This window comes from Bacillus sp. SRB3LM, from assembly GCF_015712745.1.
GTDB classification, from domain to species: Bacteria; Bacillota; Bacilli; order Bacillales; family Bacillaceae_G; genus Bacillus_A; species Bacillus_A thuringiensis_K.
Genome location: NZ_VWVQ01000076.1, coordinates 385,228 through 410,770, shown reverse-complemented (window position 1 = coordinate 410,770; position 25,543 = coordinate 385,228). Strand labels below are relative to the sequence as shown.

Here is a 25,543-nt window from a genome sequence, read left to right as displayed (position 1 = left end):
CTGATTTTGCAAACCTCTATTGTTATCGAGTACGCTCTCCTTTAGTTGAGGATTGCATTAAAGGTGGCATAATAAATGATATAGAAATTATACCTTTTACCCTGGACAATGAACGATATAATTTCACTAGATATTATCTAACATTTTTAATTAAAAAGTTGAATCAAAATAATGGACACTTGGACATTGCTACTAAACAATATACAAGTCATTATAGGTATATAAATGATGCTACATATTATTTAATGATGGATGCTCAATTTTGACAAATCAATTAAAACAATAAATTAACTCCCCATTACTTTAAAAGATGGGGAGTTAATTTATACACGCTCTCTATTATTATAAATATGGCAACCGAGATGTGCTTGTTTGCGACTTTTATATCGATAAGGTATTTCAAATGCATCTATCACTTTATCACAGTGAATGCAAATATCTATTTTTCCAAACATACTTTGTAGTTTATTCACGAGATGTATAATTTCATTTTTGTTTAAAGTAATTTGAACATGAGTTAAACCTTTGGAATTTACATTAGACTGACTGATTTCAACTAAATCATTTTTTATATGTGCCAATGTGTCATCTCTAATTAAAATGGTCTTCACCAATCCCAATCACCTTCCTTATTTTATATTCTGCTCAGGAAGTTTTAGGATTAAACTATTCAGGTGAAGTCTTTTAACATGTATTATCAATCATTGGATACAGCTTGCAATCAGGCAGTACTAACAGAGGATTTTAGAATTAGACATCTTACACCAAAAGAAACTTGGCGACTTCAAGGGTTTTCAGATTCGGCTTTGAACGAGCAAGTAAAGTAAATTCAGATATACAGCTGTATCGACCGACAAGCGGGTAATTCTGTTAGTGTTCCTGTTATTTTTGCGATTGTAAAACGTTTGAAATGACGGAATTTTTAATTATTTAATGATGTTTTACTCTGATACGCTGTGCTAGTATGAAGATATAATTTAAAAAGGGAGGAAATCACAATGAATTACATACTTTTTAGAACTGCAGATGGGAATACAGGTTATATGAGTCAACATGGGAATGGTGGCGGACATCATCGTGAGCCAGGGGGCATTCAAGGGGTTAGTGTAAAACGTATGTATTTTCACCACAAGTTAAGGTATACTGTGAAATGAAGAGCAATCTGTAAGGATTAGTTGCTAGATATAGTGAGTTTACGCAGAGAAGAGATACAGTCACGGATTATGATCGTGGCTGTATCTCTTTTTTGAAGCGTGTTCACAACACACTCTATACATATAGGCTTTTCTTTTGTATGGTAGAAGCTATTTTGATATGATATATACGTTACAAAAACTTGCAAAATCACAAACACAACAAAGACAGTCTGGCATAACTGTCTTTGTTGTGTTTTTTCGTAAAAAGAGGCGGTCCAAAGACCGCCTCTTTTATGCCTGCTCTATGATTTTCTTTACTTCTTCAATCGTGAGTTCACTGGCTTGTGCAATGGTTTCCATTGGGACTTGTAATCTATGCATACCGAGAATCATTTGACGTTTTCCTTCTTGAAGCCCTTGTTCTCATCCTTTATTTAACGCATGTGCAATGCCTGCCGCTTCATCCATCAAAATCTTTTCGCGTGCTTCGTAAGGTTGACGGAACGAAGCATCTTGACTCATATGTTCCCATTTATCCATTGCTTTCTGTAAAATTGGGTCCTGATTCATCGCAATCGCCTCCAGAGTATGTGTTAAATGCTCATCTTCATTGGCTGGTAATAGTAATAACCACCGAACAAAGGAATCTTCCCATGGATTTACTTTTTCCTCTCGCCACTGCTGTTGCAATTTTGGAATTTCCACGACATGAATTTCGATATCATCGCTTAAGAGTTGCTGCTGTTGCATATTCCACAATTTCCCCGTCGTATGAAATGCTTCATAGTCTTTAAACATGACAAAGTTCAATAAGTTGATTGTAATGGTTTTATGCAATGAGCTGTAGGGCATTCCCTTTTTTAATTGAGATGCATAGAGCTTGCTCCAATAATAAAGGGATCGCTTTAAAAGGTCATGATTATTATTCAACTGGATCTCAATATTAATTTTGGTTCCTGTGTCTAATGTGGCCGATACGTCTAGAATTGATAATTTATCCTCTTCATGTTCTCAATGTAAATGTGGATCTTCGAATTGCAGGGATCGAATAGGAGATTCCAATGAATCAGCTAACATTGCATTTAGAAATGTTAACAAGATATCTTCGCTTCCGGATGTCCCGAATAATTGTTTAAAGGCAAAATCAATACGTAAATTGACCAATTTTAATTGGACATGAGCTTCCTCTCCCTGTCTGATAAGATCTCTTTTTTCTTATTGTACATAAAAACAAATTGAACATGCAAACAGGCTCTTATGATTAACATAAGAGCCTCACTGCAGATACATACAATAGATTAGATAACGGCCATGACCTGACTTGAAAAACACCTGAAAATTTTCACAAAAGAAATCATATTTAGTATACATCTAATTAGAAATATATACAAAGAATGGTGAAACACATCGCTTTTTCACCATTGATTTATGATATGATATACTTGCGGATTCGGTTTGTGCAACAAGCTATTTAGGGATAATATACATTTCACAATCAGCACATTTTCTAAAAGTAGCATGTCTTACTACTCATAAGGCATGCTATGTTAATAATATCCAAATAAAAAACGTCTTTTATGTGCTGATAAAAGACGTTTTTTTATGCCTAAAACCGCATAATATAGTTCTTGCTTGAGCTTCTTTAGTATACAACAAATTAGCCATGAGTGCTTTATTTTTCTACGTATGTATAAAGCTTTTCTAACACGTACTTTCATTGAACTACTCACCACTCATCAAACCTTTTAATTGTGCTTCTGCTGATCTCCGATCCATGATTGTGGTACAAAGTTCAGTAATAAGTTTTCCATGATCAAAGATAATTTGTTTCTTAGTATATAGATCAATGTATTCTCCTAAACATTTACTGAGTGTAACCTCCGCTTCCCCATTTTCGTGAATGACACCTGAAAAGATGGTTTTCTTTTTGTTATAGACTTTATAGTATTCAAGTATTGAGCATAAAGATTTCACTAAATCACGGAGCATTTCTTCCAAATCAGGATACATATCTTTTGCTATTTCTTCATTTAGAATAAAATCCATTCCCTTGTCTGTCACATCAAATCGAAATAAAAAAATCATTACTTTCACCTCACTGATTCATTGATTTTTCTATCATAACAGAAATTCTACTCCCTTCCGAACACACTTCCAACCACTTGAATGATCCATTTCATCATATAATCTAGCCATTTCAATCAGCAGAAGCACAATTTTCTTATGTTTTGTATCTAAAATAGATTTTTCATACTCCATAACTTTGAAAATCTCTCCATCTGTCACATAGACTTAAGTACATATATCTGGATCATAAAAAAATACTGTCATTTCAGCATTTCTCAGCGATTTCTCCCCAAAAAAACAAAAGATTTTACGCCTCTCAAAACCGCAACTTAATACCCTTTTACAATAGGAATTTCCATGTAAAAACAGCCCCACAAAATAACAAAAAAGTCTTGCTGTAAAAACAAGACTTTTCGATTTATTACTTTCAATAAGGAAGAGGGCTTACTTCTTCATTTTCATGTCGATGATCGCATTTCTTGCAAAAAAGAATCCAATTTGGATGTTCGTCATACATGGGGATCATTTCAAATTCCCTTTCTTCTCTTTTGATACATACTGGACATAACATATTAATTTCCTCCTTTTTATATACGATATTGATTTTCACTTTTGTAAGACTGTATATTGAACTTCCTCTGAAACAAATAAACTTGCGGAATTCACTTTTATACTACATTTTCCTAATCACCACTTTACTTCCAATTGCAATTTTTCACTTGCTTCCTCTAAAGATTGTGCTGGAATAATCGTAGATTGTGAATCTGTTACCTTGCCGCTATACATCACTGAGAAAATTAATTCATATTGATGTATCAAGATTTCTCCACTCCTTTTCTCCTGGATTCCCTCACAAATCATTCTTATTTATCACTTGCTCTTGTAGTTTTTGAAGATGGGTACGCATTTGTGATACGTACCAGCTTTTTCTCAATCGGATGATTGCAATTCCTACAATTAAAATCCAAAAGGCTTGTAGAAAAATATCTTGTGTTTCCCATAACGTGCACAAATAAAGAAGACTTCCCGAACAAAAATAATACATGGCCAATAATAGGTTTATATTTGCGATTATCATTTGTTTCTTTACAATTGCGGCTATTCCTGCCAAAACAAGCTTACAAACTCCTATACTTAGAAAAATATATGCAATAACCTTAAAAAAAATCATTCCAACACCCCTTCCCCTCTAAAAACTCATTTAAGCCACTTAAAACACCAAATAAAAGACATAATCTTATTCGATACCAAACATATTAAGAGTTTCTTTGAAGGCGATTACAAACGAAGCTGAAACGTCATTTTTTCTGGAATGGAAACTTTTTGTGTTGAAAATCATATATAAGCTGTTTTCCAACGCAGCCAATTGAAAATCCTGTAAAAAATGTTGCACCAACAATTTTTAATCCCCATTTCCACATGTTTTCTTGTAAAAAATGATGCGAAACATAAAGACATACCCCTGTGCAAATAATGATCAAAATTCCATATTCATCATATTTTCTTTGTTCTAACTTCTGTTCATGGAACGGATATACCTGGATAAATAAAAAGGCTATCAGCAAAACTGAAAGCCCAATTCCCAATACGATCATTTTTTATCGCCCCATTTCCACTCGATTACACTTCTTTATAGCGCTCCTGTAACAATTGCTGTACACGTGCCGCATACATTCTAAAATGGGGAATGTTTTGTGCGGCAACCTTTCCAAAATCCATTTGCATTAATGTTTCTTCTAGCAATTTAAACTCAAATTCCAGGAATTTATCATGTTGTTTCTGAATCGAATGCGGGATATTATGCAAGGCATCCGCGATTTCTCGTACATATGTCACACTGGATTCATCTTGATTTGAATAGGAAAATACATTTCGAATCAATACAAACGTTTCTTGCAATATTTCATATCCAATATGATGCAATACATTTTTATTTACCAACTCCCCTCATTCCTTTCTCTATGGCCCTTCAATTCCTGTATTGATTTGGAACTCATAATTTTCTACAAACCATTTTTCACCTTCTAATAGTAAATTTAATTTCATGGTGTGTTTTTCTTGTTGTTCTGTTCCATCAACCGTTACAAGATAATCATATTTAACCGTTACATCGGCTTTATTATCAGCGGTTTTAATGTAATACATATCCGTTATCTTTGCTTTCGTTTGAATGTGCATAGACCCATCATCTTCTATATGGTTATGTGCATCCTCTGGTGCATTTAATAATTTGTTTCGTGCTTCTCCTGTTATCATTTCTTTGATCTTTTCAAACCCTGGCTTTTCTTTTTGCTTGTTATCATTCTGTATTAACAGCTCTACAAACTGTTTCGCTACTTCTTGCCCTTTATCTTGCGTATTTTCTGTTAAAACTGTTACGCGCTTTTCCAATGCTCGATTCTCTGTTTTTAGCTCTTTTACTTGTTCCGTCCATTTCTTTTCTGTCTGCTCAACTTTATACTGTAAGGTACGATTTTGATTCCATAACCATACACTGATACCCACTAGTACAACTATGATTAAACCAACGATTCCCTGTTTCATCCCTAATTCTCCCTTTCTTTCCGCTTATTTCGGCAAATAAGGTGCTGGGTCGATTTGACCAAACCTCAAAGATGTTTTGATCTCAAAGTGAAGATGTGGCCCTGTTACTTGCCCTGTTCTTCCGCAAACACCTACTTGTTGCCCGACTCCAATGTTTTGTCCTTCTTGTACAGTAATGGACGACATATGACCGTATAAACTCCAATATCCATTCCCATGATTGATAACAACTACGTTTCCGTTTGGATAGGGAGCGGTCGCCTTGGCTAATTGCTTAGCTAGGTTTACCGTCACCCCTCCTCCAGAACCGTACTTACAAGTCTCCTTGTATACGGCTCACTATCATTCTTTTAATGAAGAGTTCCCTTGTGTAATCTTTTGTGACAGTCATTTCCTTGACCTGGTCCACAAAGTGCTATTGTCCCTCTGTTTCTTGATATCATTCTTTCTTCCCATTTCTCGAGCTGTTTCTTGCGTTTGATATCTTTTAGTTTTCGGACGTGGTGAATCTCGAGTTTCACACCGGTAGCACCACAATATTCACATTTCTCCGCTTGTAATCTTTCAATCAAACTGGTTCTTCCTGAATATTTCAGCGTATTAGGGATTGTATCTATCTCTTTTGAATCGGATAATTTCGTAACTTTTTTGAACGATTTAATTAAACGTTTTTCTTTCATACCTGATTTCGTTTGGTATTCAACGGTGAATTCGCCGTTTTTGCTGTACTTTGCGATGATTTTCTTCATGGATTTTCTATATTTACTTGCAAATGTTTTGTACATACTGTATTCCACAAAATAAGCCATTTTGTTTAATACACTCACGTTATTTGCTATTTTGTAGTATTCATAGAACCCTCTCAGCTCACTGTCATACACGCTAATAATCTCCAAATCATCTATTGATATAAGCTCTGTTCTACATTGCGATATCCATTGTTTACCATCCATCTTGACCATTTTCTTTTCTACAAGTTTTTGTACCCATTTTTCGTACGGAACGTACAACAGGATATTCCCTTGGAATCTTTGGTAAAACCCCCGACTAGTTTTTCTTTTGTAGGTGCTTTGCGTTGTGATGTCATACCCAAGGAACCTGGCTTTTTTCTTATTGGCGTTAGTAATGTATGTCTTTGATTCTGATAACTCTATCCGAAGATTTATGTCCAGAAACTCTTTGATTTTCCTTTTAATTTCTTCAGCATCGTTTTTACTTCCTATAATTCCGATGATAAAGTCATCTGCGTAGCGAACATATTTCATTCTCTTAAAGGTGTTGTCCATAGGATTTAGAGCTGGAACACTTTCTCGCTCTTTATATATTTCAGCTTTTTCTCGTAGGTGGGCTTCTCTTTCTTCACCAGTCATTTCTATCCATTCATTCTCTGATTTTTTCAACTGACTTAGTCTCTTTTCGAAACTTCTGTATTCTTTTAATCGCTGTCTAGTTTTTCCTTGATTAAACGTGTCTATAAATTGCTCCATGAATACATCAAGTTCGTGTAAATAGATATTAGAAAGAATAGGACTGATAATCCCGCCTTGTGGTGTTCCACTATATGTGCGATGATACTGCCAGTTTTCTAGGTAACCCGCTTTAAGAAATTTCCATATAAGCTGAATAAATTTTTCGTCTTTGATTCGTTTGCGAAGTAATTTTATTAGAATGTGATGGTCAATGTTATCAAAGAATCCTTTGATGTCACCTTCTATGAACCATTTAGCACCAGTGAAATTCTTTTTTAATTGAATTAGCGCCGTGTGACAACTTTTGTTTGGTCTAAAACCATGAGATGTCTCTTTAAAAATAGGCTCATAAATCGCTTCTAATATCCTCCTTACGACCTCTTGTACTAACTTGTCATCGACAGATGGTAAACCTAATGGTCTTTTTTTATGACTATTTTTCTTCTCAATGTAGATTCTTTTAGATGGATTTGGTTTATAGCTTTGATTTTTCAATTGTTCAATTAATCGTTCTATCCGTTGTAAACTCATTCCGTCTATTGTTTTCTGATCTGATCCTTTTGTCATGTTTCCCGGATTTTTACTTAACTTCCCATACGCTTCTAGGAAAAATTGTTGATTATATAGATTCCTATATAGCCTTTGAAATGTGTATTGTTGATTACTTTGAGATTTCTTCATTAAATTGTCTATTACGACCTCTGGAATTTGCATGAAGCATTCCGCTCCTTTCCGATTTATAATAAGACTGAATGACTTGGTCCCTTCGCCATGTACAAGGCTTTCCCTTGCTCAGACTACTATGGACTCTCCGTTGCCTTATCAGATATTCAAACATCTACATGTCATAGCTCTTTTAAGCATTCTGACTTAGGCAATCCCCATTTAGACATATAAGAACATAGGCTTGAATTGATGTCGGATGCGACTTTCACCATTTCATGTTAATTACAAGTGGATAGTCACTAAGGTTAAAGTTGTCTATTAGCTATGGTGATAGACAACATATGACTACTAGACGTTTTATAGTTACCTTCCGTCTACCGCTTCGCTAGGCGTCCTCTGGTTATCGTTCACGCAATCCAGCATTCATCCTCATTCAATTCTTTTCATCTAGCGTTTCAGTTGTGCTTGGGTAACTTAGCAACTTAACGCGTTGCAAACATGCTGTACTCCCCCTTGAGTTTCCTCTTAGGATAAGTTTGCTGATGATAAGGAGTTACACTAACCTCTAGTTCCTTACGGGTTGCCCAGTTCCCGTATTCTTATATGCCCTTATGGGCGCACATAGCCACCGAATCCAGAACCGCCTTCGCCAAACTTCGCTAATTCTACAACCCCACTTTTCGACGAAGCTATTGCGGTGACACCGTCTTGGCAAGAATAATCAATTCCTTTATGAATCGTACCCCAACGTGGCCCAAATGGACTTGTAATCGTTGTTTGTGCAATTGGCCGGATAAACCCTTGCGAGCTTGCTGCACCAGTATCCACGACACCCCCAGGCTTTCCCGCTTCACAATTAAACGACAGTCCTCCCATTTGACCGACAAATTTCGTTACCAATATGGGCCACAACCCATTCGTACCATGTGGATCATTTGCGGCACCTGGTGGTGCATATTTGGCGCCAATTGCTTCAATCGTTGTAATCCCCATGCCAATATAGTTTTTATATAAGTTGCGCGCCATGGCGCTAATCCCTTCTTCAAGTGTGGCAAACTTCTGAAATCCCTTCATTTGAGAACTACTTGGGTCCATCAAACCACCTGGATTGTTATAATTTTTAACAGCGTTTGAAGTACCGTTTCCCGTCTCTAGTTTCGCTATAGCTGCTAGTAAAACAGGATCGATTTGATTTTGTGTTCCTGCGTTTAAAAAAGACTGTGCCTGCCCTGTGAACACACCACCTAAATGCGGTTGTATTTCTTCCGGCGTCACCGTCTTCCCTCCTGGACGACACACTGTCATCCCATTACTTTGGACCGTAGATGGTGGTGTCTCCTCTTTCTTTCCCATGCCTTGCCCAAATAATACAAATACAAGGAAGCTAAAAAATAATACAATACCGAAAATCTTAGCAAGTAAGATAAAGAAAAATATTCGAAGTTTCCCAGGTTTCTTTTTCTTTTTTTGCGTATTCTTTACAAGCTCTTCTTGCACCATCTCATCGATGTGCTCTTTAATTTGTGCCTTCATCACCTACTTCCCCCTTCCCATATTGGAACTAGAGGTGAGGGATACCCTCACCTCTAGAATGTTATTTGTCTTCCATTGAGTCTAGATGATTTAATTGTTTCGGCTCCTGTGTTGGCAAGTTCCAATCTTCACTTCCAGCAGCTATAGCATCCGGAATAGTTACTGTTTCATTTGGTGTCGATACACTAGGTGTTTCCATAACATCTTGTGGTAGCACAGCATCCACGTGTGTATTTGCTGTAATAGTTGAAGTTGCAATTTCTGATGGCAGTACTGGAACTCCGATTTCTTGTTGTGGGCGGATTTCTCCATCTGGGGTTATGGTTGCTGGGATTAAACCTGGAATAGTTACGGTTTCAGCTGGTGTAGATACAATTGGCGTTTCAATAACACCTTGTGACACCATAGAACCTACATTTGTAGTTGCAATTTCTGATGGCGTTACCGGAATCCCGATTTCTTGTTTTGAACTAATTTCTCCATCTGGATTTACTGCAGCTGGAATTAAATCTGGAATAGTTGCTGTTTCCCTTGGTGCTGAAATGATAGATGTTTCAGTTATATTCCCTTGTATAGTTGACTCGACATCTATATCTGTATCTTGCGGATAAATAACTCCTTCAGTGCCTATTTGTTCTGGCATGATTTCTGGAATAACATTTTTATCTAATGCTACTGGATCATTGGGTACTATGTCATCGGATATATGTTCTTGTGGAATATCTAAGTGTGGTAACTCCTCTAAATTCTCTTCTAGTGGTGTTGTATCTGTAAATTCTCCTAAACTCGCATATTCTCTATCTTGGTCCTGATTTTCAGTATCTATTACTCCCGCTTCTTCAGCTGTTTCCAATACTTTTTCTAATTCTTCTGGATCCAATCGTACAAGTTGTTGCTCTGGCATATCCTGTTCATTTTGTTCTGGATCTTCTTGCTCTTCTTGTCTATGATCTTGTAAAGAAATGAGTTGTTTACTTTTACTATTTTCTTCGTCTTCTTCGCTCTCTTCATTCTTCTCATAAGCTGACAAATCGGCTGGAACATCTACTTTCGCGAGTTTTGGTTTCTTATCTTCCTCTTCTTTTGTTTCTCCCTTTTCTATCGGTTCTGGCTCACCAGCTGCGACTAGTTCAGCTGCCGAGTTAAAATGATCTCCAACTCGTTCACTTACTGCTCCACCGACATCCATTGCCATTTCTTTTCCGCGATTTGCAAAATTCTCTGTCATCAGCGAGATATCTGTCACTGTTCTATAAATGTTTTTTGTTTTCTTGAAGGATGCTGTAATGCTGTCACGGAAGATATAACATAAGATAAACACGATAATTTGGAACACCATTGTTGATACATATCCCGCAAGCCCTGCTTCTGGTAACACATACAATAACTCTGATACTGTGAAAATAATAACCAACATAATAGACATTAAGACTTTTAATGCGAGTGGTCTAATCCATTGTGTTACCCAGCTCTCAATGACTTTACGATGCCCTGGTAATAAAGCTACAGCTAAAACAATTGGTGCAATTAAACTCATGACAAGAAACCATAATTGGAAAGCTACAATTAGTAAACAGAATGCAAGAATAGGAATTCCTATAAATGTGTTCACGATGTAATAGATAAGTGTGAAGATGATTCGATCCCCTACAGAATCTAATTTCATCATTTGATTACCTTTTTTCTCTACTTCCTCTTTTACAATATTATTTCTATTTTTACCTGGTGCTGTTTTTAATAATTCATCAACACGTCCTGCACCAATTTTCTCCTTTGAATCTTCCCCATACTGCATAAATAAGTACGGTCTTTCTACTAAAATACTCCAAATTTGTTTCTTAACTGAAGATATTGCCTGTTTTTGTGAGCGACCTGGCTCTCCAGCGACTGTACCTGTTGCCTTCGCTAAAATCGTTGTACTAACTTCCGAACTAATTGTATTTGCAGTTTTCAGTACAGTACCTGCATTTCCAATAAAGACGAGAATAAATGCAATCACTAACACTGTTTTCACCAGTTCATTTAATCCCGCTGTCGGCTGACGCTTTATAAAAAAGACATATGCTGCATAGCATCCTGATAATACGCACATCAAGCTAATGATAGATGGAAATAACCCTCCGCTTAAAAAGTTTACATTCCCCTCTTCATCTTCACCAATACCAGAGATATTTTGCATGGATGCTGCTAATTTATCCGCTACACCTGAAACAATATCTAAATTCAACGCTTGATCTACTAAAAACATGGTGAGTTGCGTTAGCATAATGTTCAGCTTAAAAGCCAAATTCACAAACCATTGACAAGTCGTATAAATCATACGCTGAATGTCTTGCCCTATACTATCTTCTCCAAAGAAATAACTACCTACTTTTTCTATGACCCCTTTCTCATCTTTTTTAGGTGCTTCTGTATCCACCTCGTAATATTTTCCTTTATACACGTCATCTGTGTACCCTTTGAATAAGTTTTCTGATATCCGTTGCCCTGTTTGCTCTTGTTTTTTCTCTTCTTCCGCTAGGGTAACGGATGACCCTAGCGGCATGAATAGAAATACCAACATCATGCAAAGTGAAAGTAATTTCTTCATTCCTTTTGCCCCCATTTATGAACATGGGTTGGTTTCATACTACCAACAATGGACTCTAAACTGTAATTGTCCTCCCATGCCCATTCATAATTTTTCCATTTACCATCCTTCTTATCTTTTACCATTTTCAAGTCCATCACTCGTTTTCTCTCTTGAACAGGGTGATAATATTTTACGTGATAGTAATACTCATCTTTCCCTTCTTTTAAATCGTAACGATATAAATCATATCTTTCTTCTATACCTTTATTTGCCCCTGGATGTGAGTTTCCACCTTCCATGAATTTATATGGTTTATAAAATAACGATTCTAATTTCGTTGAGTCAAGATCAATAAACGCTCTTACATACTCCATTGCGGCTTTATCCGCTTCTTTCATTTCTCTTTCCTTTTTGCTTTCTTGTTGATTTACTGTACTCTTTGTTTCGTTCGTTCCACAACCAGACATTCCACCAAGTACTAACATGCATGCCACGCACATTCCAGATACGAATTTTGTCTTTTTCATTTTTTCCATCCTCCATATACAGATAATTTAGAATTCTTTTATCTGTATTGTACTACGCTTTACGCCATTTGCATGGAACGTTCTTCATCGGTTTTGGTAGAGGAATCAAATGCATGTGCCAATTCTTCGAATACGGGATCAATATCTACAATCGCTGTTCTACCGTAAATGTCCTGGAACAATGCTTCGCCCCTTCTAAGCTCTCTAAGCATTCGCACATTTTCTTCAGTGATAGGTAGGTTATAATATTTCAGCATTTCCTTTGCCTCATCATCATGCTTCAGAGAAAAACAGAACTTCATTCCAACGTTCGCAATCTCTCTATTTTCCGAATTATAATCCGATGCGTTTTGTGTTCCCGAATACAACCCCATGTTATGATAACGCCCTTCTCGAATAATTTTATCGGAGATACGGCCACCCTCACGATTTTTTAACATACTGGATGCTTCATCTAACATGTAAATCTTAAATACCTCACGGTCTGAATGCATCATCGATTTTGCGAATGCACCAAGCGTGACTAAAATGCTACGTGACAACTTATCTGTTACACTTTCATTTGTATGCGGGTCTCCTTTTGGAATCTGTAAGTGCTGAATCTGCACCACCTGCAACGGTCTTTCTAAGCTGATGACACGGTAATTCTGACCAGGTTTCCCAAATAATAAATCCCCAAGCTGGATACTTTCTAATGTTGCCAATCGATTTGTTAATGCATTTAATTGTTCTCGCTCAGTTGGTAATAAATTTTCATGTAATTTCATTTTTTCCAGCTCTACACGAACTAATGTTAAACAAGCATCTTTTTCCTTTGCGACAATTTCAATTGCTTTATATAAGTAATCGTACCTTGTATCATTTAACCCGACTTCTGATAAAGATGTTAAAACTTCGAGCGCCAAGCTCTTCGCATCTTCTGTTGTGGCACTAATTCGGAATGGATCCAAACACCCTGCATCTTCTTTTTCCTTTCCAAGTGTCCAAATTTCTAAAAATCCCATCTCAGGTTTATTAAATCCTGGTAATAACTTGCTCCATTTTCCCCTGTCCCCCTTAGGATCTACGATGAATGCTCTACCTCCGCTAAGGACAATCCAAAAGGCTAACAAGTTCATGAGGAACGACTTTCCTTTCCCGGTTTGCCCCGCAAACATGACGGATAGACTCTCAAACTCTGTAATGATGTATTCAAGTGCTTTGGCTGCCAAGTCTGGCCGAATAAAGACAGGGCGATTTAATTTTTTGGTTTTTGCAAAGTAGAAACCTTGATTGTCCCCGATTTGTGTTGTAGCACCAAACATCCCTTGTGCGAGTATGCCTGGTTCTACAAACAATTTAAAATCTTTGTTGTATCGTTTGGAACCTGGTAGAAATTCATAAAAGTAAGCGAGTTGATCTCCAAATGAATTTACCAGTTCTATTTTCATTTTTCTATATTCCGTTTTAAGTGCTTCGATTCTCGTTTGCAATGTCTTCGCATCATGAGCGTACACACAAAACAAGACGCTTAATTCATATCCTGGAGCACCTGAAGTCTCAAAACGATCTTTGACAATACGAACGCCTTGCCTTTTTCTCTCAATCGTCATATCCTTTGAACCGCGTCCCATCATCGCTTGTTTTTGCTGATCTTCTAATTCCATTTCACTATTTGTTAATTTTTTCGTGACCATTTGATTTTCTAAGTGATGTGCACGAATACTCATTTCAACAGGGAATTTCAAAGTTTGAGATTGCAGTCTATAAATCCACTCTCCCCCTGGGAAAACAGATGCTTCTGGCATACTTTTCATAGCTAGAAAGGCTACATGCGCTGTTTCTATTTCTCCCTGTTCATTCTGTTGTTCCAGCACCAGAGAACGTCCTGGACTTTCATCAATAACACAATCTGTTAACTGAATCATCTTCTGTAAGTCTGGTCGCCTCACCCGTACTGTTTCTCCTTGTTCGTTTTCCATTTCAAGTGTGGAGCCCACTTTCCATTGTTTATCGTGGACCGGTTCTGTCATACCGCGTGTAAAGTTATGTTGGAAGAGAAAACGAATAGAGGTTGGATTGGCACGTTTTGTATTTTGAAAAGCGCTACGTACTTGATGATAAACAAGTTCTTCTGTTTCTAAATACGATTCGATTTCCTCTTCTAAAATATCTGTCGCCCCTAATCCTGAAACGTTGTGCGCTGTTTGTGTGAAGCCCTCCCATGTTTTTTTGAAGAATTTCATAGATTCTACGACAGGATTGATCATTTTCCGTTCCTTTTTTGCTTGGTTCATCTGAACCAGTACGTAAAAGCGGTACTCCATGCTTTCTTTTGCGAGCGATGAGTTCCGAAGGTACTTTTTCACTTGTTCAAAAAAGAAATGTCCTGTTGGTGCTGTCGGTCCTTTTAACGTTGCAATGTGCTGATCGATAATTTCATCACAATCTGTTGTCCGGGGAATGACAAGAAATTGTACATCGTATTCTTGGTGGGTAAATAAAGCGAGTTGATTGCGGTAATACGCTTTTTTTGTACTTTCATCTTTGTGATCATATCCAAATCCGTTTACTTCATATACCGAGGAACAGCGACCATCTATACTAAATGCCAAATTCTTTTCAATGTGTTTCAGCGGATTGCGTTTCATACTTTTCAACATTCTTACATTCCTCCTCTTGATTTAAAAATGTTACTGAATAGGCATGTATATCTGTGTTCTTTTGATCTATTTGTTGCGTACTTTGAACATCTTCCGGTTGATACTGTATGAACGTTGTTCCTCGCACAACATGTTTGGTTAATTTGGGGATAGAAGCTAAACGACTTCTTCGATGATTTCGAAATGTAAATGTCGTACAAGATCGTACATAAGAAAAAAGGGATTTGTCATCTGTTTTGTATTGGTCCACACCCCAGATAAGAAAAATAGGGAGAACAATGTAGTATACGAGATAAAATTGATCAATGATATCACTGAGCCACCATGTAAAAGGGGGGAGGAAGCGGAGCGCTACTAGCACCGCTTCTACCACTACAAAGTATCCCATTGCGCGCCACGTCACAGCGCGAGGAAGTCTTTTCCCCATGAGCTCATATTGTCTTCTCATGAAACTCATATAGCTTCCGAAACAATATGATACAATTCCATTTTGTTTTGGTTCTTGCATGCGGTTCCCTCCTTTTTCTTACAGACCGACAAGTCCACCGAGGAATGTTCCGATGGCTTTCAATGCATCCGGTTTATTAATAAAGAACACCAATGCCCCGCCTCCTACAACTAAAGATGCGAATAATGTCCAAGCACGCTTAAATCCTAAGTAAACACCAATTCCGATAAACACAATGTATAGTGCGTAAGTTCCTTGCGTTTTCGCTTCTTCAAATACTCCCTCTAAACCCATTCCTAGCATGAAATAATTCATAATATCTAACATATACATTCCCCTCTCGTTTCCTTAATTTTGTAAGTCTGTCACAACAAATTGCTTTCCAGTTTGTTTCACAACCAAGGTATAAGCAGCCTTCATTTTTGTTTCCGAATGTGCATCAATTAGCAATACCTCTGCTTGCACCTCATATGTTCCTTTTGTTTTTCCTGGATATACTTTGGAAGAAATGATCTTATCTAACTTCATGCTGCCTTCTAAACCTTTAATTTCTGGATTCTCAAGTACATATGCCAGTTCTTTTTGCGTTGCGGTTGTATACGATTTGAAAAATGTTGGTAAAAACTCACGAATCTCTGTTTTTGCCTTCACATCTTTCACTTCTTCTCGTTCATCTTCTGTTTCTTTTACCGTTGCTTTCTCATTGATTTTCACAACCTGTGGTAACCGATTTACGACAAATGCTTTCCCATCTGTTTGAACTGGGATGGAAACTTGTTGCATCACTTCTTTGACCTCTTCCCCACTGTTATCCGGTTTCATGCGGTGTAATTTATATTTCACTTTAAAGATCACGTTGGCTTCTTTTTGCTTCTTGTCATCCACTTTTAAAAGTGTTGCGGCAAGAAATTCTGAATCCCATTGTAAAGCATTCGTTTCTACACCAGCTTGTGAGTCTACATCTTTGGATAGATATATTTTCAAACGCTCTGCACGCTTTCTAAGATCTTCCTCTCCCCTCTTCCAGGTAAAGTACTCTTTTGTAAATAAACGTGCAAATTCAATCGCTTCTGGGCGTGTCGCAAGGTTTTGCTCAGGCACCACTTGTTTTGTTTCTGTTTGCGGCGTTACTTTTGCGTCTGCCTTCATCGTTTTGAAGACTGTGGTACAGGAAACGAAAAACATCCAGGCTAATAACCCCCAAAAAAGCCATTTCCCTATCAATCTACCTCTATAAGAGGGAACACGTAATGCCTTACGTGGTTCACCTTCTTTTCCATTTTTGGTTTTTTGAAACCAGTTCCTTATCTTCTTCCACATAAACAGTTCCTCCCTTCCTCACAATTCACTTCCAGGACGCTTTCCATCATGCACTCTCCCTTTCTTTTAACAGTTCAAGAAAGCTCTCCACCTCTTTTTTAAACCCCGAACCTTTCTCCATTCGTGCTTGTTGAAAATTGTTGTAACAACTTAATTCATATTCCACTTCTGAAATTGCTTTTTCTTTTGTGAGTTCTTTACAATCACATTTCCATTCCAATTCGTCTAGATGTAGGCCAATCTCTATTTCAAGTATCTTTCCATTTCCCATCACCAAAATTTTCTGTAGATACGTATCTGTCATAGATAAACAAATATCATAACTTTCCCCGCAATCGAGCTGACTGCAAACCTGATCGATAAACCGGCAATCTGCCTCTTCCAAATTCCCTCGTTCGTATATTTCCTTATAGATAAACATGTCGTTCCATCCTTTCTTTTTACGATTTTTTGGAACATGACCAAATCCTATAAACTTTTTCTTAGCTGTTAAAACCCTGGATTGATTGGACCACCTATAATTGGTCCTATATTCGCTAGTTCTTTCCCAAAAAACATTACAATGAGTAGGAATAGCCATACACCAAAACTTAACGTACACATCCCCCATTTTTTCAGCTGAACCAAACGGACAATTGCAACGAGTAGTAAAATACTTATTACAATGCTCTCCACTAGATAATTTCCTTGCATGTAATCAGGATTCAAACCAATAATCGGCACAATCCCTCACCCCTTTATTCGTTAAGATCCACCACCAAATGCGATGGGACCACCAATATACTTTGCAACCTCTACAATTCCTTCACTCAAGACAAAAGCCACACCCTAAGAATTTCATGCAGCCTTCCCACTGTTTTCGCTTGGCACAAATAAGTACCCCTAAAAGCGAATATAAACATATCCCTAGTCCTAAACACTTTACAAGCGTAATTGGATGCATATCCATCTTAATTTTCACCTCTATCGATCCACCATTTTATATACACCAACTGCAACGACTCCCAAAATCAGTACCCCTTCCCATCCTTGGGTATAGTAAGTTTCCATTACTTTACTTTGGATTGCTTCCCAGGCCGCACGTGATCCTGGTACTCTTGCAAAAATCCAATCTGAGAAAACAACTAATGTGATGATGCTTGCAACAAACGAAATAATAAATTTAAACACGATCTTATAACCCCACTTTTTCATCCATTTCTTCAATATCGCGGAAGATCTCGCCAAATGGATTTTGTAGTATGTCTTCGTATAATGTAATAAACACTGGAATTTCTGGACTTTCAACACCTTTTAAATAGCGCATTATCTCATTTTCTCTGTTTTTACTTCCAGCGATAAAAGTAAGGGAACACTGCCCGACAGGGTAAGAAATCCCTGCGTGTTTTTCGTATTCATCCATCTTTTGTTGTCTCATAAATTCGTTATAACGAGTTATTTTCTCTATGAGCACCTCTTTTGTACTAAAAGAGCGCTCCATTTCTAAGAAGAGAATGCCATTTGCCGAAACGTTTCTTTTATTCCCAATGATCGCTACTCCATCAGGTCGAATAATGCCAGCCCCCTCCTTTTTTGATTTTTTTCTACTGTTCGTATATTTAAATGTGCCAAGCACCTCACTAATCCACTCTCTTAATATCCTCGAATCTTGCTTCTTAGACGCATGGGTCATCGCACACTCTACATGAGCCAACATGATACTGTGATAGACAAAATGCGGTGCACGTACAGACCATTTGGCTTTCCACCTCACATCTCCTCGCAAGTCACGTACGGTATCTACTCCTTTTTTGGTTAATGTATACACCTTCTTAGGTCTAACATTTGATCGCTTTTGTCCTCTTATAGTTGGTACTGGCAAGTATTCACTTTTAATGTAACTCGCCAACTCTAACTTACGGAGACGATTATATACAGAGCGTTTGTTATATCCATCGTAATGACGCATCGTGACGTACTCCACATCGACAAAAAGGTGCGTATATATATTTACTAAAACTTGTTCGTCTTCTTCTAATAAAGCCACTACCTTCATAACAATTACCCCTTTTACCAGTCGTCGAACATACTTTTTCTTTTCTTACGTGCTGGACGTTCTTCATTTGAACCCACCACTACAAGTTTCACTTTTGATTCCTTTTCTAGGTTGACAGGTGCCTGTTTCTCTTGTCGATCTGGTGCTTTTGTAGTTTCATTTTTTGGCGTAAGATATTTAGCTTTTGTATATAAAAACTCATCAATTTCTTTATCAATTTCCTCTGCCGATTTGCCACTATGCTGTTCCAATTCTGTAATTTTTGATTTGGTCCAATCATTTGCGGCTTGTGTTTCTTCTTTTTTTAGATAATCAGCTACATTACCGTTAGGTAAATACCGATTTAGTGGAGGGATTCGAACGGTACACCAAACGTTTCGTTCTTCTGTATCTCCTTCCAGCTTCTCTTGTGTTTGAATCGCCGCTACTAAGTTGGGTAGACCTTGCAAATAATCCGCTCTGAACTTATTTTGCATAACACCTTCCAAAATTCTTGCTGATCTCATCCCTTGACCACATACAAAGAAATTACCACCCGCTTCTCGTAATGCTTCGTTTAAATCCGGGTCTAATTGCCCCTCTACTCGTTGCGTTAAGATCCAAAGTCCTAATCCATGCTTACGGTCTTTTGCTACAACTTTGCTAAGAATCGGTATTTTAAAATCGTGTGCTTCGTCGATAAGCATAAGATGTAGTTTAGATCCAATTGGCCGTTTCTGTGCAATACGATGATATTGATTGGCAATATATGCACCTGTCACAGCTAAATCTTTCTTGCCCATTCCTAGAACATCAAAAATAACGATATGACCTTGATCCATCCATTTTCGAATATTTAAAAAACAGTCTGTTTGACCAAACATTCTCTTGAGGTAAGATGTATTCCGAAACATATCTAAACGGTTCAATATCGCCTGTTTACTGTCTTCTAATGCGTTCTCCACCTCAAATTCCCAGTAGTTCATGTAGTACTGTTTCTGTGGCCCTTTTACATGATTCAAAACATGTCTGCGAAATGCTTCATCTGTAATAAACAGTGGGACACTCAAAATCGTGTGTATGCGTGAGGTATCGGATAACAATGTTCCTATTATGTTTTCTAGCAACCTTTCGGTTTGCGGCGCTTGCCCTGGAATCACAGTTTTAATAATTTCCATAATAGATTCAACGACTGCCTGCACCTCATCTCCTGCTTCATCTGGAAATCTATGGAGTAAATTAAGTGCTGGAGGATATTTGGTATCCCGAAAGCGTATAAAATGAACCTTGCTCCAATCTACTATTTTTCCGTCAAGCTCTGCTTTTAACAAACGATTCATCGTAACAAGTGCTAAATCTTGTGCCGGATCAAATAATGAGAACCCACCTTCTTTATCTGGATTTTCAATCCACCGATCAATACGACTCTGCATTAAAGCCATAACTAAGGAACTTTTCCCTTTCCCTACTTTTCCTGTGATATAGCCGTGGTTGCTTAAATACTTCTCTTTAATTCTTACTAATCGATCTTTAATATAGGGATGCATGACGTGACCAATTGCGATTCCTTCCGCCAACATATCGTTTGGCAGCATTGCCTCCCCTTTATCTAAATAAAGAATGCGTTGTTCTGCCTTCTTTTCTTTATCTCCTGTCACATCTGGAAGGTGAAACACGTTCAAAAGTTCTGAACTGGTCCATACCATCTTTCCATATATCGGATTTGGTACGGTGGGCATGCAACGCTTGAGGCGTCTGTACCGTAACTCATTTACATCAGCCATGATACTTGCTACCATATGACCAATATTTTTAATGACTGGTACACCAGGATAATGTTCACTTGCAAAGGAAACAGATACCTGAAATGCCACTTCGTTATTTGAGAAACGTTTATTCAATGCTCTGATTTCCTCTTTTTCGAATGTGTCTAATTCATGTTTCTTTTTGAGTGCTTTTTCCGCTTTACGAATCCCTTTTGTAAGGTGATATCCATTGTCTGGTGAAAAGGCGATGTCTACCCATGTTTTTTCTTCCATTGCGTTTCCCAGCATCGGTAACAGGTCTTTCTTGTAACGAGCGAGTGATAACGTGGCTGCTCGTTTTCGTTTGAGTACCATTCGTCCACCTACTGCTTTTTTAGATGGGAAAGGCACTTCATTACGAGAAACTCCGTAGACTTCAGCATGTTCATACACACTTCTCATCGCTTGCACAACACGCTTTAATTCATCTTTGGGACCACCAATATAGAAGCGCACACGTTCTTTTGTCCCTTCCGGACGAAACATGATCATTCGGTACCATTCTCGCCCTTTCCATAGACGTTCCAATGGTTTTCGCCCTGTATTATGCACATGGCGAATCATTTGACCCAACTTTTCTGCTGTCACGTCATCATCGATATGCGGGATAAACATCACGTATTGATATCGCTTTTTCTCAAAATATACATACAAGTAATGTAGGACGATGCGGATTATTGTATAGATTAAGATTCCTAACAAGATCAGGCGGCATATACTAACTGTTACATCAATTGCTGTTGGTACATATTTCATGATTTCCGCCAATATTTTTTCTTTGGAGTACCAGACAAAGCCCGCACCCCCTAAAACAAGAAGCGGTTTCCAGTTCTTTTCAAGCATGTTTTCAAGTTCTTTATCAAACTTACTACGTGCCACTTTTCCACCTCATTTCTTATATGGACTAAGCAAGCGCTACTACTTTTTGTTGGTGTTTTTGTATACGTTGTTCTATCGCTAATTGGACTAAAATGTGAGGTTGTGCGGATGCGTGTTGGAGTTGATTCATCTGATCTAGCAATGTTTTATATTCAAAGAGTTCTTGTTTCATTTGTTCTACATCCAACTCATCTTCTACCGTGAGTTGTTCTTTCCAAAATAATTCCCAGCATTCATGCCGATTGGTATACATGGTTTCTGTTCCTCTTTTTTTTGATGGAGGATGCTCTTATGAAAGAGCATCCTTCCTAAACTAAACTTGTTATCACTTGTGAAAATGTTTATGGAAATTGGATTTTGGATCAATCAGTTTCATCCCTTTTTGATGACCAGCTAATGTCATTAAAAAACTTGAAAATGCCATCCCTCTTCCTGTAATTCCAGCCAATTCAGATGAATTTTTTGAATGATTCGCTTGATTTGCCATTTGTTGACTCAATCTACCGATATAAAAACCACGTTTGCTTCGCATGTGCTTAATTGATTTCATGAGAAATCCTCCTTTTATTTATTTATCTTTTTATATCGTTAAATAGAAATATTCTATATTTTTATGCCTTTTTACGTTTCCATTCTTTCTCTCTTTACTCTTCTTCTAAAAATAGATCTTCTAAATCTGTAGAAAGGATTGTAACTGCTTGTTGGTGATCTTGAAATAGAACATGTTGTATATTGTTTCGCAACTGAAACCCATCTTCAGGTAATGCTAGCAAATACGATTTTTTGTATTTGATCCCATCAATCTGATAATGTACATCAAACACGCACATTATATCCCGCCCTCCCTTATCAGTTGAGAGTGTTTTTATATTTTTGCTTTTGGTTCTTTACGTTTTCTAATTGCATGAACAGCTGCGATACCGCCTAGAACTACAAGTGTAGCCCCGATCCATTTCCAATATGGATTTTCCGCTTTACCGCCTGTTGTTGGCAAATGACTTTCTACTTTCTTCGGTTGTTCTTTGATTTGTTTTAGTTGTTCTGGTTGTTTTTCAATGATGTGTGGTTTCTCTGGTGTTGTTACAGGCTTTTCAATCACCTGTGGTGTGTTCTCCGGTTGTGGTTGAGGATATTCTGGCTTTTCTGGTTGTGGTTTTTCTGGTGTTGGTGGAATTTCTTTTTTCTTATCTTGTACTGTATGTTTGATAATTTGACCATCTTCTTTGATATTAAAAGAGAATGTCTCTTCGTTAATTAGGTAGCTGTCTAGGGCGAGAGTTTCTTTATACGTATATGCCCCTGCTGGAAGCTTCTCAAATTTCGCAATTCCTTGCTCGTTTGTTTTGCCTTTGACTACTAAAGTGCCTTGTTCATCGTAAATTGTAAACTCTGCACTTGGCAATTTGTTATTCCCATCTGCTACATCTACTTTTGTAATTTCAATCGTTCCTTTTGCTTTTGTATTTTTTGCGATTAATTCGATTTTCTTTCCATTTTCCTTAATGCTGAAAGGAATTGGTTCTTTAACTAAGATGTAGCCCACTGGAGAAGATTTTTCGATAAATTGATACTCCCCATACTTCAAATTATCAACTTTGATTAGGCCATCTTTATCTGTTGTGTACTCATGTATTGCATTCCCTTTTGCATCCGCAAGGATAAATACTGCGCCTTCCAATTTCTTCTTACCATCTTGATCTACTTTCAAAAGCTGTACATTTCCTTTGATTTGTTCATTCTTCATTTCAACAACAGCAACTTCACCTGTTTTTACTTCAAATGTTTTAGGATTTGCATCTAAAACATACCCTGTAGGTGCTTTTACTTCTTTAACCGTGTACGTACCTAGCTCTAAGTTACCAAGTTCGGCTACACCGTTCTCATTAGCTGTAATCGTTCCCATAACTTCTTGACCGCTATTTAAGACTGTAAACACTGCACCTGGAAGTGGCTTTTTGTTCTCATCCACTTTCATTACTTTGAGTGAACCATTTGCTTTCCAGTACACTTGTAAGTCTGTACTTACTTGCTCTGTACTACGTTCTAACAAAACCGTTGCATCCTGGATGGTTTCAGTTCCCTTATATGCAATCGCATTGTAATTCGTTAGATTTGAAACAACTTTTAAGGATAGTTCGTTACTCTTAGAGGATTTCGGTACTTGAATACGGAATTTTTCTCCTATCAGGAACATTTCTTTGGCTTCACCTTGTTCTGTAACAACACGTGTACCTTGTGGCGCATTGTTCATTTGTACCTTGAAAGTACCTTTTTTCGCGTTTGTTTGTACTGTATATGTTGTAGTTTCAAAATATTCGCCGTTTAGCTGTGCTTCTTTCTTATCTGTTGGAACTACATTCATGTATACATCTTGTGTGTCTTGACTCTGATCCGCTGCATGAATGATTGCTTTCGTTGCTTTTTCAACAGCTGCATCTTTAAATTGTAATTCTGCCGTATTGATTTGCCCTAATGAATTCCATAAGGCCAGCTGTGTCGAATAATGCGCCTGTTCCCAAGTGGAAACCCCTAATTCTTCTGGACTCTTTTGTGGGTATCCATTTAACAAGACACGGTACACAATATCGTTTGTTCGTCCGCTCTCAGGAAGGTCTTGACCATTAGGCGATTTCAGGCCGTATACCAGGCAATAAGCTATTTGACCACTTGCATTCTTGAGTAGTTCTGTCCGCACCTCTTTCCCATACTGTGGAGAATATGCCCAATCCATGTTGTACTTTTCATGATTGATTATCTCGGCACTTGCTTTGTTGAGAGGAATGAAGAAACTCATCACCAATAAGAGTACACTCGTGATGAGTAGTAGTGCTTGATACGATCGTTTCAATATCATTTCTTACAGCTCCTTTAGAGTCATTAAGTTTTCAAAGAACAGTTAAACAATTTCTTATGGTTTTTGATTTATACAATTCGCGCTCGATAATAAGTAGGTATAAACAATTCTTCAACTGGTCGATTATAAAAAGCGGCAATACTATGTGCACGTTCAGCAATTGTACTTTTTCTTCCAGATTCAATAGCCTGTAGTACACTTTTATTTAAATTTAAATCTGCTGCAACTTTTTTAAGAAGCATACCTTGTTCATTTCTAATATTTTTAATAATCGAAATTTTTTGTTCGCAATTATTCATTCTCTCACCTCCTTAAATACATAATAAACACCTTAAAGGTGTCTGTCAACACTTAAAATGTAATTTTTACATCAAAACTTCCTACATTAAGTTTTTTTGCATTTATTATAGTAAGTATAGGAGTGATTATTGATATGAAAAAAAATATACTGGGAAAAAATATAAAAAAACTCAGAACCATAAGAGGTTTAGATAGGTATGAGTTAGCGGCAGATCTCAATACGACTTACAGAACTATTTCCAGCTGGGAAACAGGAGAAAAAATACCACGAATCAATAAAATCCATGAAATTGCTAATTATTTTAATGTTAGTGAAGCATATTTATTAAATCATATGATAAGCGATGATGAACTTCTTCAAAGAGTAGAAGGAGAAGAAGACCCTGTCCATCGCTTATCACAATTGCTTTATGATAAATACATGAGTGTCCCAGAAGAATATAAACCATATATAGAAAAAGAATTACTTAGATACGCCAATTTTCTGTTAATAGAGGTTGATGAAAAAGAAAAAGGAAAACAACTGAAAAAGTGACATACAAACTTATTTTTTAGAGATATCTCCACATAAATCTATCCAGTCTCCTAATGTTTCTAAATCAATATTTTCAAGAATTTTTAGTAGTAACTCTTTGTCTAAGATCATTAAACAGCGCCACCTTTTATAATTTTGAATTTCATAAATTCCTGCTTACGTACTAATAAAATCCTTTATAAAATCACAAAAGACATCGTATTTACGACGTCTTTTGTGATTTTACATATTT

The 25,543-nt window shown here is 37.2% G+C and carries 25 protein-coding genes and 5 pseudogenes; 3 read left to right on the top strand and 27 right to left on the bottom strand.

Features of this window, described 5'->3' with window-relative positions:
• Nucleotides 1–323: 323 nt before the first annotated feature.
• Nucleotides 324–611 (bottom strand): hypothetical protein, encoded by a 288-nt coding sequence (locus tag F3I02_RS23370; RefSeq protein ID WP_308018165.1) that lies wholly within the window; start codon nucleotides 609–611, stop codon nucleotides 324–326.
• Between the two features lie 87 nt (nucleotides 612–698).
• Here F3I02_RS23370 and F3I02_RS34130 point away from each other — a divergent pair.
• Nucleotides 699–914 (top strand): annotated as a pseudogene (locus tag F3I02_RS34130) (DNA cytosine methyltransferase); the annotation flags it as partial.
• 84 nt (nucleotides 915–998) lie between these two features.
• Nucleotides 999–1,154, top strand: a complete 156-nt coding sequence (locus F3I02_RS23365; RefSeq protein WP_196477488.1) for a hypothetical protein — start codon at nucleotides 999–1,001, stop codon at nucleotides 1,152–1,154.
• A gap of 273 nt (nucleotides 1,155–1,427) precedes the next feature.
• Here the strand turns inward: F3I02_RS23365 and F3I02_RS23360 are convergent.
• The 26 genes and pseudogenes from F3I02_RS23360 to F3I02_RS23235 all read right to left on the bottom strand — a co-directional run bounded on the left by F3I02_RS23360 (nucleotide 1,428) and on the right by F3I02_RS23235 (nucleotide 24,775).
• A pseudogene (locus F3I02_RS23360) lies at nucleotides 1,428–2,336 on the bottom strand (Rpn family recombination-promoting nuclease/putative transposase).
• A 522-nt stretch (nucleotides 2,337–2,858) separates the two neighbouring features.
• A complete protein-coding gene (locus F3I02_RS23355; RefSeq protein WP_196477487.1) occupies nucleotides 2,859–3,221 on the bottom strand; it encodes a hypothetical protein in 363 nt (120 codons plus the stop codon).
• Between the two features lie 588 nt (nucleotides 3,222–3,809).
• A pseudogene (locus F3I02_RS23350) lies at nucleotides 3,810–4,022 on the bottom strand (hypothetical protein).
• A gap of 31 nt (nucleotides 4,023–4,053) precedes the next feature.
• A complete protein-coding gene (locus F3I02_RS23345; RefSeq protein WP_196477486.1) occupies nucleotides 4,054–4,374 on the bottom strand; it encodes a hypothetical protein in 321 nt (106 codons plus the stop codon).
• A 127-nt stretch (nucleotides 4,375–4,501) separates the two neighbouring features.
• The gene (locus F3I02_RS23340) at nucleotides 4,502–4,798 is read right to left on the bottom strand and encodes a hypothetical protein (RefSeq protein WP_196477485.1); all 297 of its coding nucleotides are present in this window, start codon (nucleotides 4,796–4,798) and stop codon (nucleotides 4,502–4,504) included.
• A gap of 25 nt (nucleotides 4,799–4,823) precedes the next feature.
• Nucleotides 4,824–5,144 carry a hypothetical protein gene (locus F3I02_RS23335; RefSeq protein WP_196477484.1) on the bottom strand — a complete coding sequence of 107 codons (321 nt, stop codon included), beginning with the start codon at nucleotides 5,142–5,144 and terminating at the stop codon, nucleotides 4,824–4,826.
• A gap of 18 nt (nucleotides 5,145–5,162) precedes the next feature.
• Nucleotides 5,163–5,747 (bottom strand): hypothetical protein, encoded by a 585-nt coding sequence (locus F3I02_RS23330; protein ID WP_000808980.1) that lies wholly within the window; start codon nucleotides 5,745–5,747, stop codon nucleotides 5,163–5,165.
• A 24-nt stretch (nucleotides 5,748–5,771) separates the two neighbouring features.
• Nucleotides 5,772–5,987 (bottom strand): annotated as a pseudogene (locus F3I02_RS23325) (M23 family metallopeptidase); the annotation flags it as partial.
• 110 nt (nucleotides 5,988–6,097) lie between these two features.
• Nucleotides 6,098–7,930 (bottom strand): reverse transcriptase/maturase family protein, encoded by a 1,833-nt coding sequence (locus tag F3I02_RS23320; RefSeq protein ID WP_196477483.1) that lies wholly within the window; start codon nucleotides 7,928–7,930, stop codon nucleotides 6,098–6,100.
• Nucleotides 7,931–8,503: 573 nt separating this feature from the next.
• Nucleotides 8,504–9,415: pseudogene (locus F3I02_RS23315) on the bottom strand (glucosaminidase domain-containing protein); the annotation flags it as partial.
• A 61-nt stretch (nucleotides 9,416–9,476) separates the two neighbouring features.
• A complete protein-coding gene (locus F3I02_RS23310; protein WP_196477482.1) occupies nucleotides 9,477–12,005 on the bottom strand; it encodes a CD3337/EF1877 family mobilome membrane protein in 2,529 nt (842 codons plus the stop codon).
• Nucleotides 12,002–12,514, bottom strand: a complete 513-nt coding sequence (locus F3I02_RS23305; RefSeq protein ID WP_196477481.1) for a hypothetical protein — start codon at nucleotides 12,512–12,514, stop codon at nucleotides 12,002–12,004. The genes F3I02_RS23310 and F3I02_RS23305 overlap by 4 nt, the downstream gene beginning before the upstream one ends.
• A 59-nt stretch (nucleotides 12,515–12,573) precedes the next feature.
• Nucleotides 12,574–15,156, bottom strand: a complete 2,583-nt coding sequence (locus F3I02_RS23300) for an ATP-binding protein (RefSeq protein ID WP_196477480.1) — start codon at nucleotides 15,154–15,156, stop codon at nucleotides 12,574–12,576.
• Nucleotides 15,116–15,664 carry a TcpE family conjugal transfer membrane protein gene (locus F3I02_RS23295; protein ID WP_196477479.1) on the bottom strand — a complete coding sequence of 183 codons (549 nt, stop codon included), beginning with the start codon at nucleotides 15,662–15,664 and terminating at the stop codon, nucleotides 15,116–15,118. Before F3I02_RS23295 ends, F3I02_RS23300 begins: the two co-directional genes overlap by 41 nt.
• A gap of 18 nt (nucleotides 15,665–15,682) precedes the next feature.
• Nucleotides 15,683–15,937: a TcpD family membrane protein gene (locus F3I02_RS23290; RefSeq protein ID WP_371410145.1), complete on the bottom strand. Its 255-nt coding sequence runs from the start codon at nucleotides 15,935–15,937 to the stop codon at nucleotides 15,683–15,685.
• Between the two features lie 15 nt (nucleotides 15,938–15,952).
• Nucleotides 15,953–16,924: a conjugal transfer protein gene (locus F3I02_RS23285; protein WP_196477478.1), complete on the bottom strand. Its 972-nt coding sequence runs from the start codon at nucleotides 16,922–16,924 to the stop codon at nucleotides 15,953–15,955.
• Nucleotides 16,925–16,970: 46 nt separating this feature from the next.
• Nucleotides 16,971–17,345 carry a hypothetical protein gene (locus F3I02_RS23280; protein ID WP_196477477.1) on the bottom strand — a complete coding sequence of 125 codons (375 nt, stop codon included), beginning with the start codon at nucleotides 17,343–17,345 and terminating at the stop codon, nucleotides 16,971–16,973.
• 68 nt (nucleotides 17,346–17,413) lie between these two features.
• Entirely contained in the window at nucleotides 17,414–17,647 is a 234-nt protein-coding gene (locus F3I02_RS23275; protein WP_196477476.1) for a hypothetical protein, read from the bottom strand.
• 240 nt (nucleotides 17,648–17,887) lie between these two features.
• Nucleotides 17,888–18,094 carry a hypothetical protein gene (locus tag F3I02_RS23270; protein ID WP_078185381.1) on the bottom strand — a complete coding sequence of 69 codons (207 nt, stop codon included), beginning with the start codon at nucleotides 18,092–18,094 and terminating at the stop codon, nucleotides 17,888–17,890.
• Between the two features lie 4 nt (nucleotides 18,095–18,098).
• Nucleotides 18,099–18,959, bottom strand: a complete 861-nt coding sequence (locus F3I02_RS23265) for a replication-relaxation family protein (RefSeq protein ID WP_196477475.1) — start codon at nucleotides 18,957–18,959, stop codon at nucleotides 18,099–18,101.
• A 14-nt stretch (nucleotides 18,960–18,973) separates the two neighbouring features.
• Nucleotides 18,974–21,622 (bottom strand): ATP-binding protein, encoded by a 2,649-nt coding sequence (locus F3I02_RS23260; protein ID WP_196477474.1) that lies wholly within the window; start codon nucleotides 21,620–21,622, stop codon nucleotides 18,974–18,976.
• A 25-nt stretch (nucleotides 21,623–21,647) separates the two neighbouring features.
• Nucleotides 21,648–21,875, bottom strand: coding sequence for a hypothetical protein (locus F3I02_RS23255; protein ID WP_078185329.1), 228 nt, complete (start codon nucleotides 21,873–21,875; stop codon nucleotides 21,648–21,650).
• Nucleotides 21,876–21,947: 72 nt separating this feature from the next.
• Complete coding sequence (locus F3I02_RS23250) at nucleotides 21,948–22,172, bottom strand: hypothetical protein (protein WP_196477473.1); 225 nt, start codon at nucleotides 22,170–22,172, stop codon at nucleotides 21,948–21,950.
• 94 nt (nucleotides 22,173–22,266) lie between these two features.
• Complete coding sequence (locus F3I02_RS23245; protein ID WP_078185327.1) at nucleotides 22,267–22,452, bottom strand: hypothetical protein; 186 nt, start codon at nucleotides 22,450–22,452, stop codon at nucleotides 22,267–22,269.
• A 35-nt stretch (nucleotides 22,453–22,487) separates the two neighbouring features.
• On the bottom strand, nucleotides 22,488–24,476 hold the full coding sequence (locus F3I02_RS23240; RefSeq protein WP_196477472.1) for an MSCRAMM family protein: 1,989 nt from the start codon (nucleotides 24,474–24,476) through the stop codon (nucleotides 22,488–22,490).
• 68 nt (nucleotides 24,477–24,544) lie between these two features.
• On the bottom strand, nucleotides 24,545–24,775 hold the full coding sequence (locus F3I02_RS23235; protein ID WP_196477471.1) for a helix-turn-helix domain-containing protein: 231 nt from the start codon (nucleotides 24,773–24,775) through the stop codon (nucleotides 24,545–24,547).
• A gap of 128 nt (nucleotides 24,776–24,903) precedes the next feature.
• Between F3I02_RS23235 and F3I02_RS23230 the strand changes: the two genes are divergently transcribed.
• Nucleotides 24,904–25,311: a helix-turn-helix domain-containing protein gene (locus F3I02_RS23230; protein WP_179871737.1), complete on the top strand. Its 408-nt coding sequence runs from the start codon at nucleotides 24,904–24,906 to the stop codon at nucleotides 25,309–25,311.
• The last annotated feature ends 232 nt before the right edge of the window (nucleotides 25,312–25,543 follow it).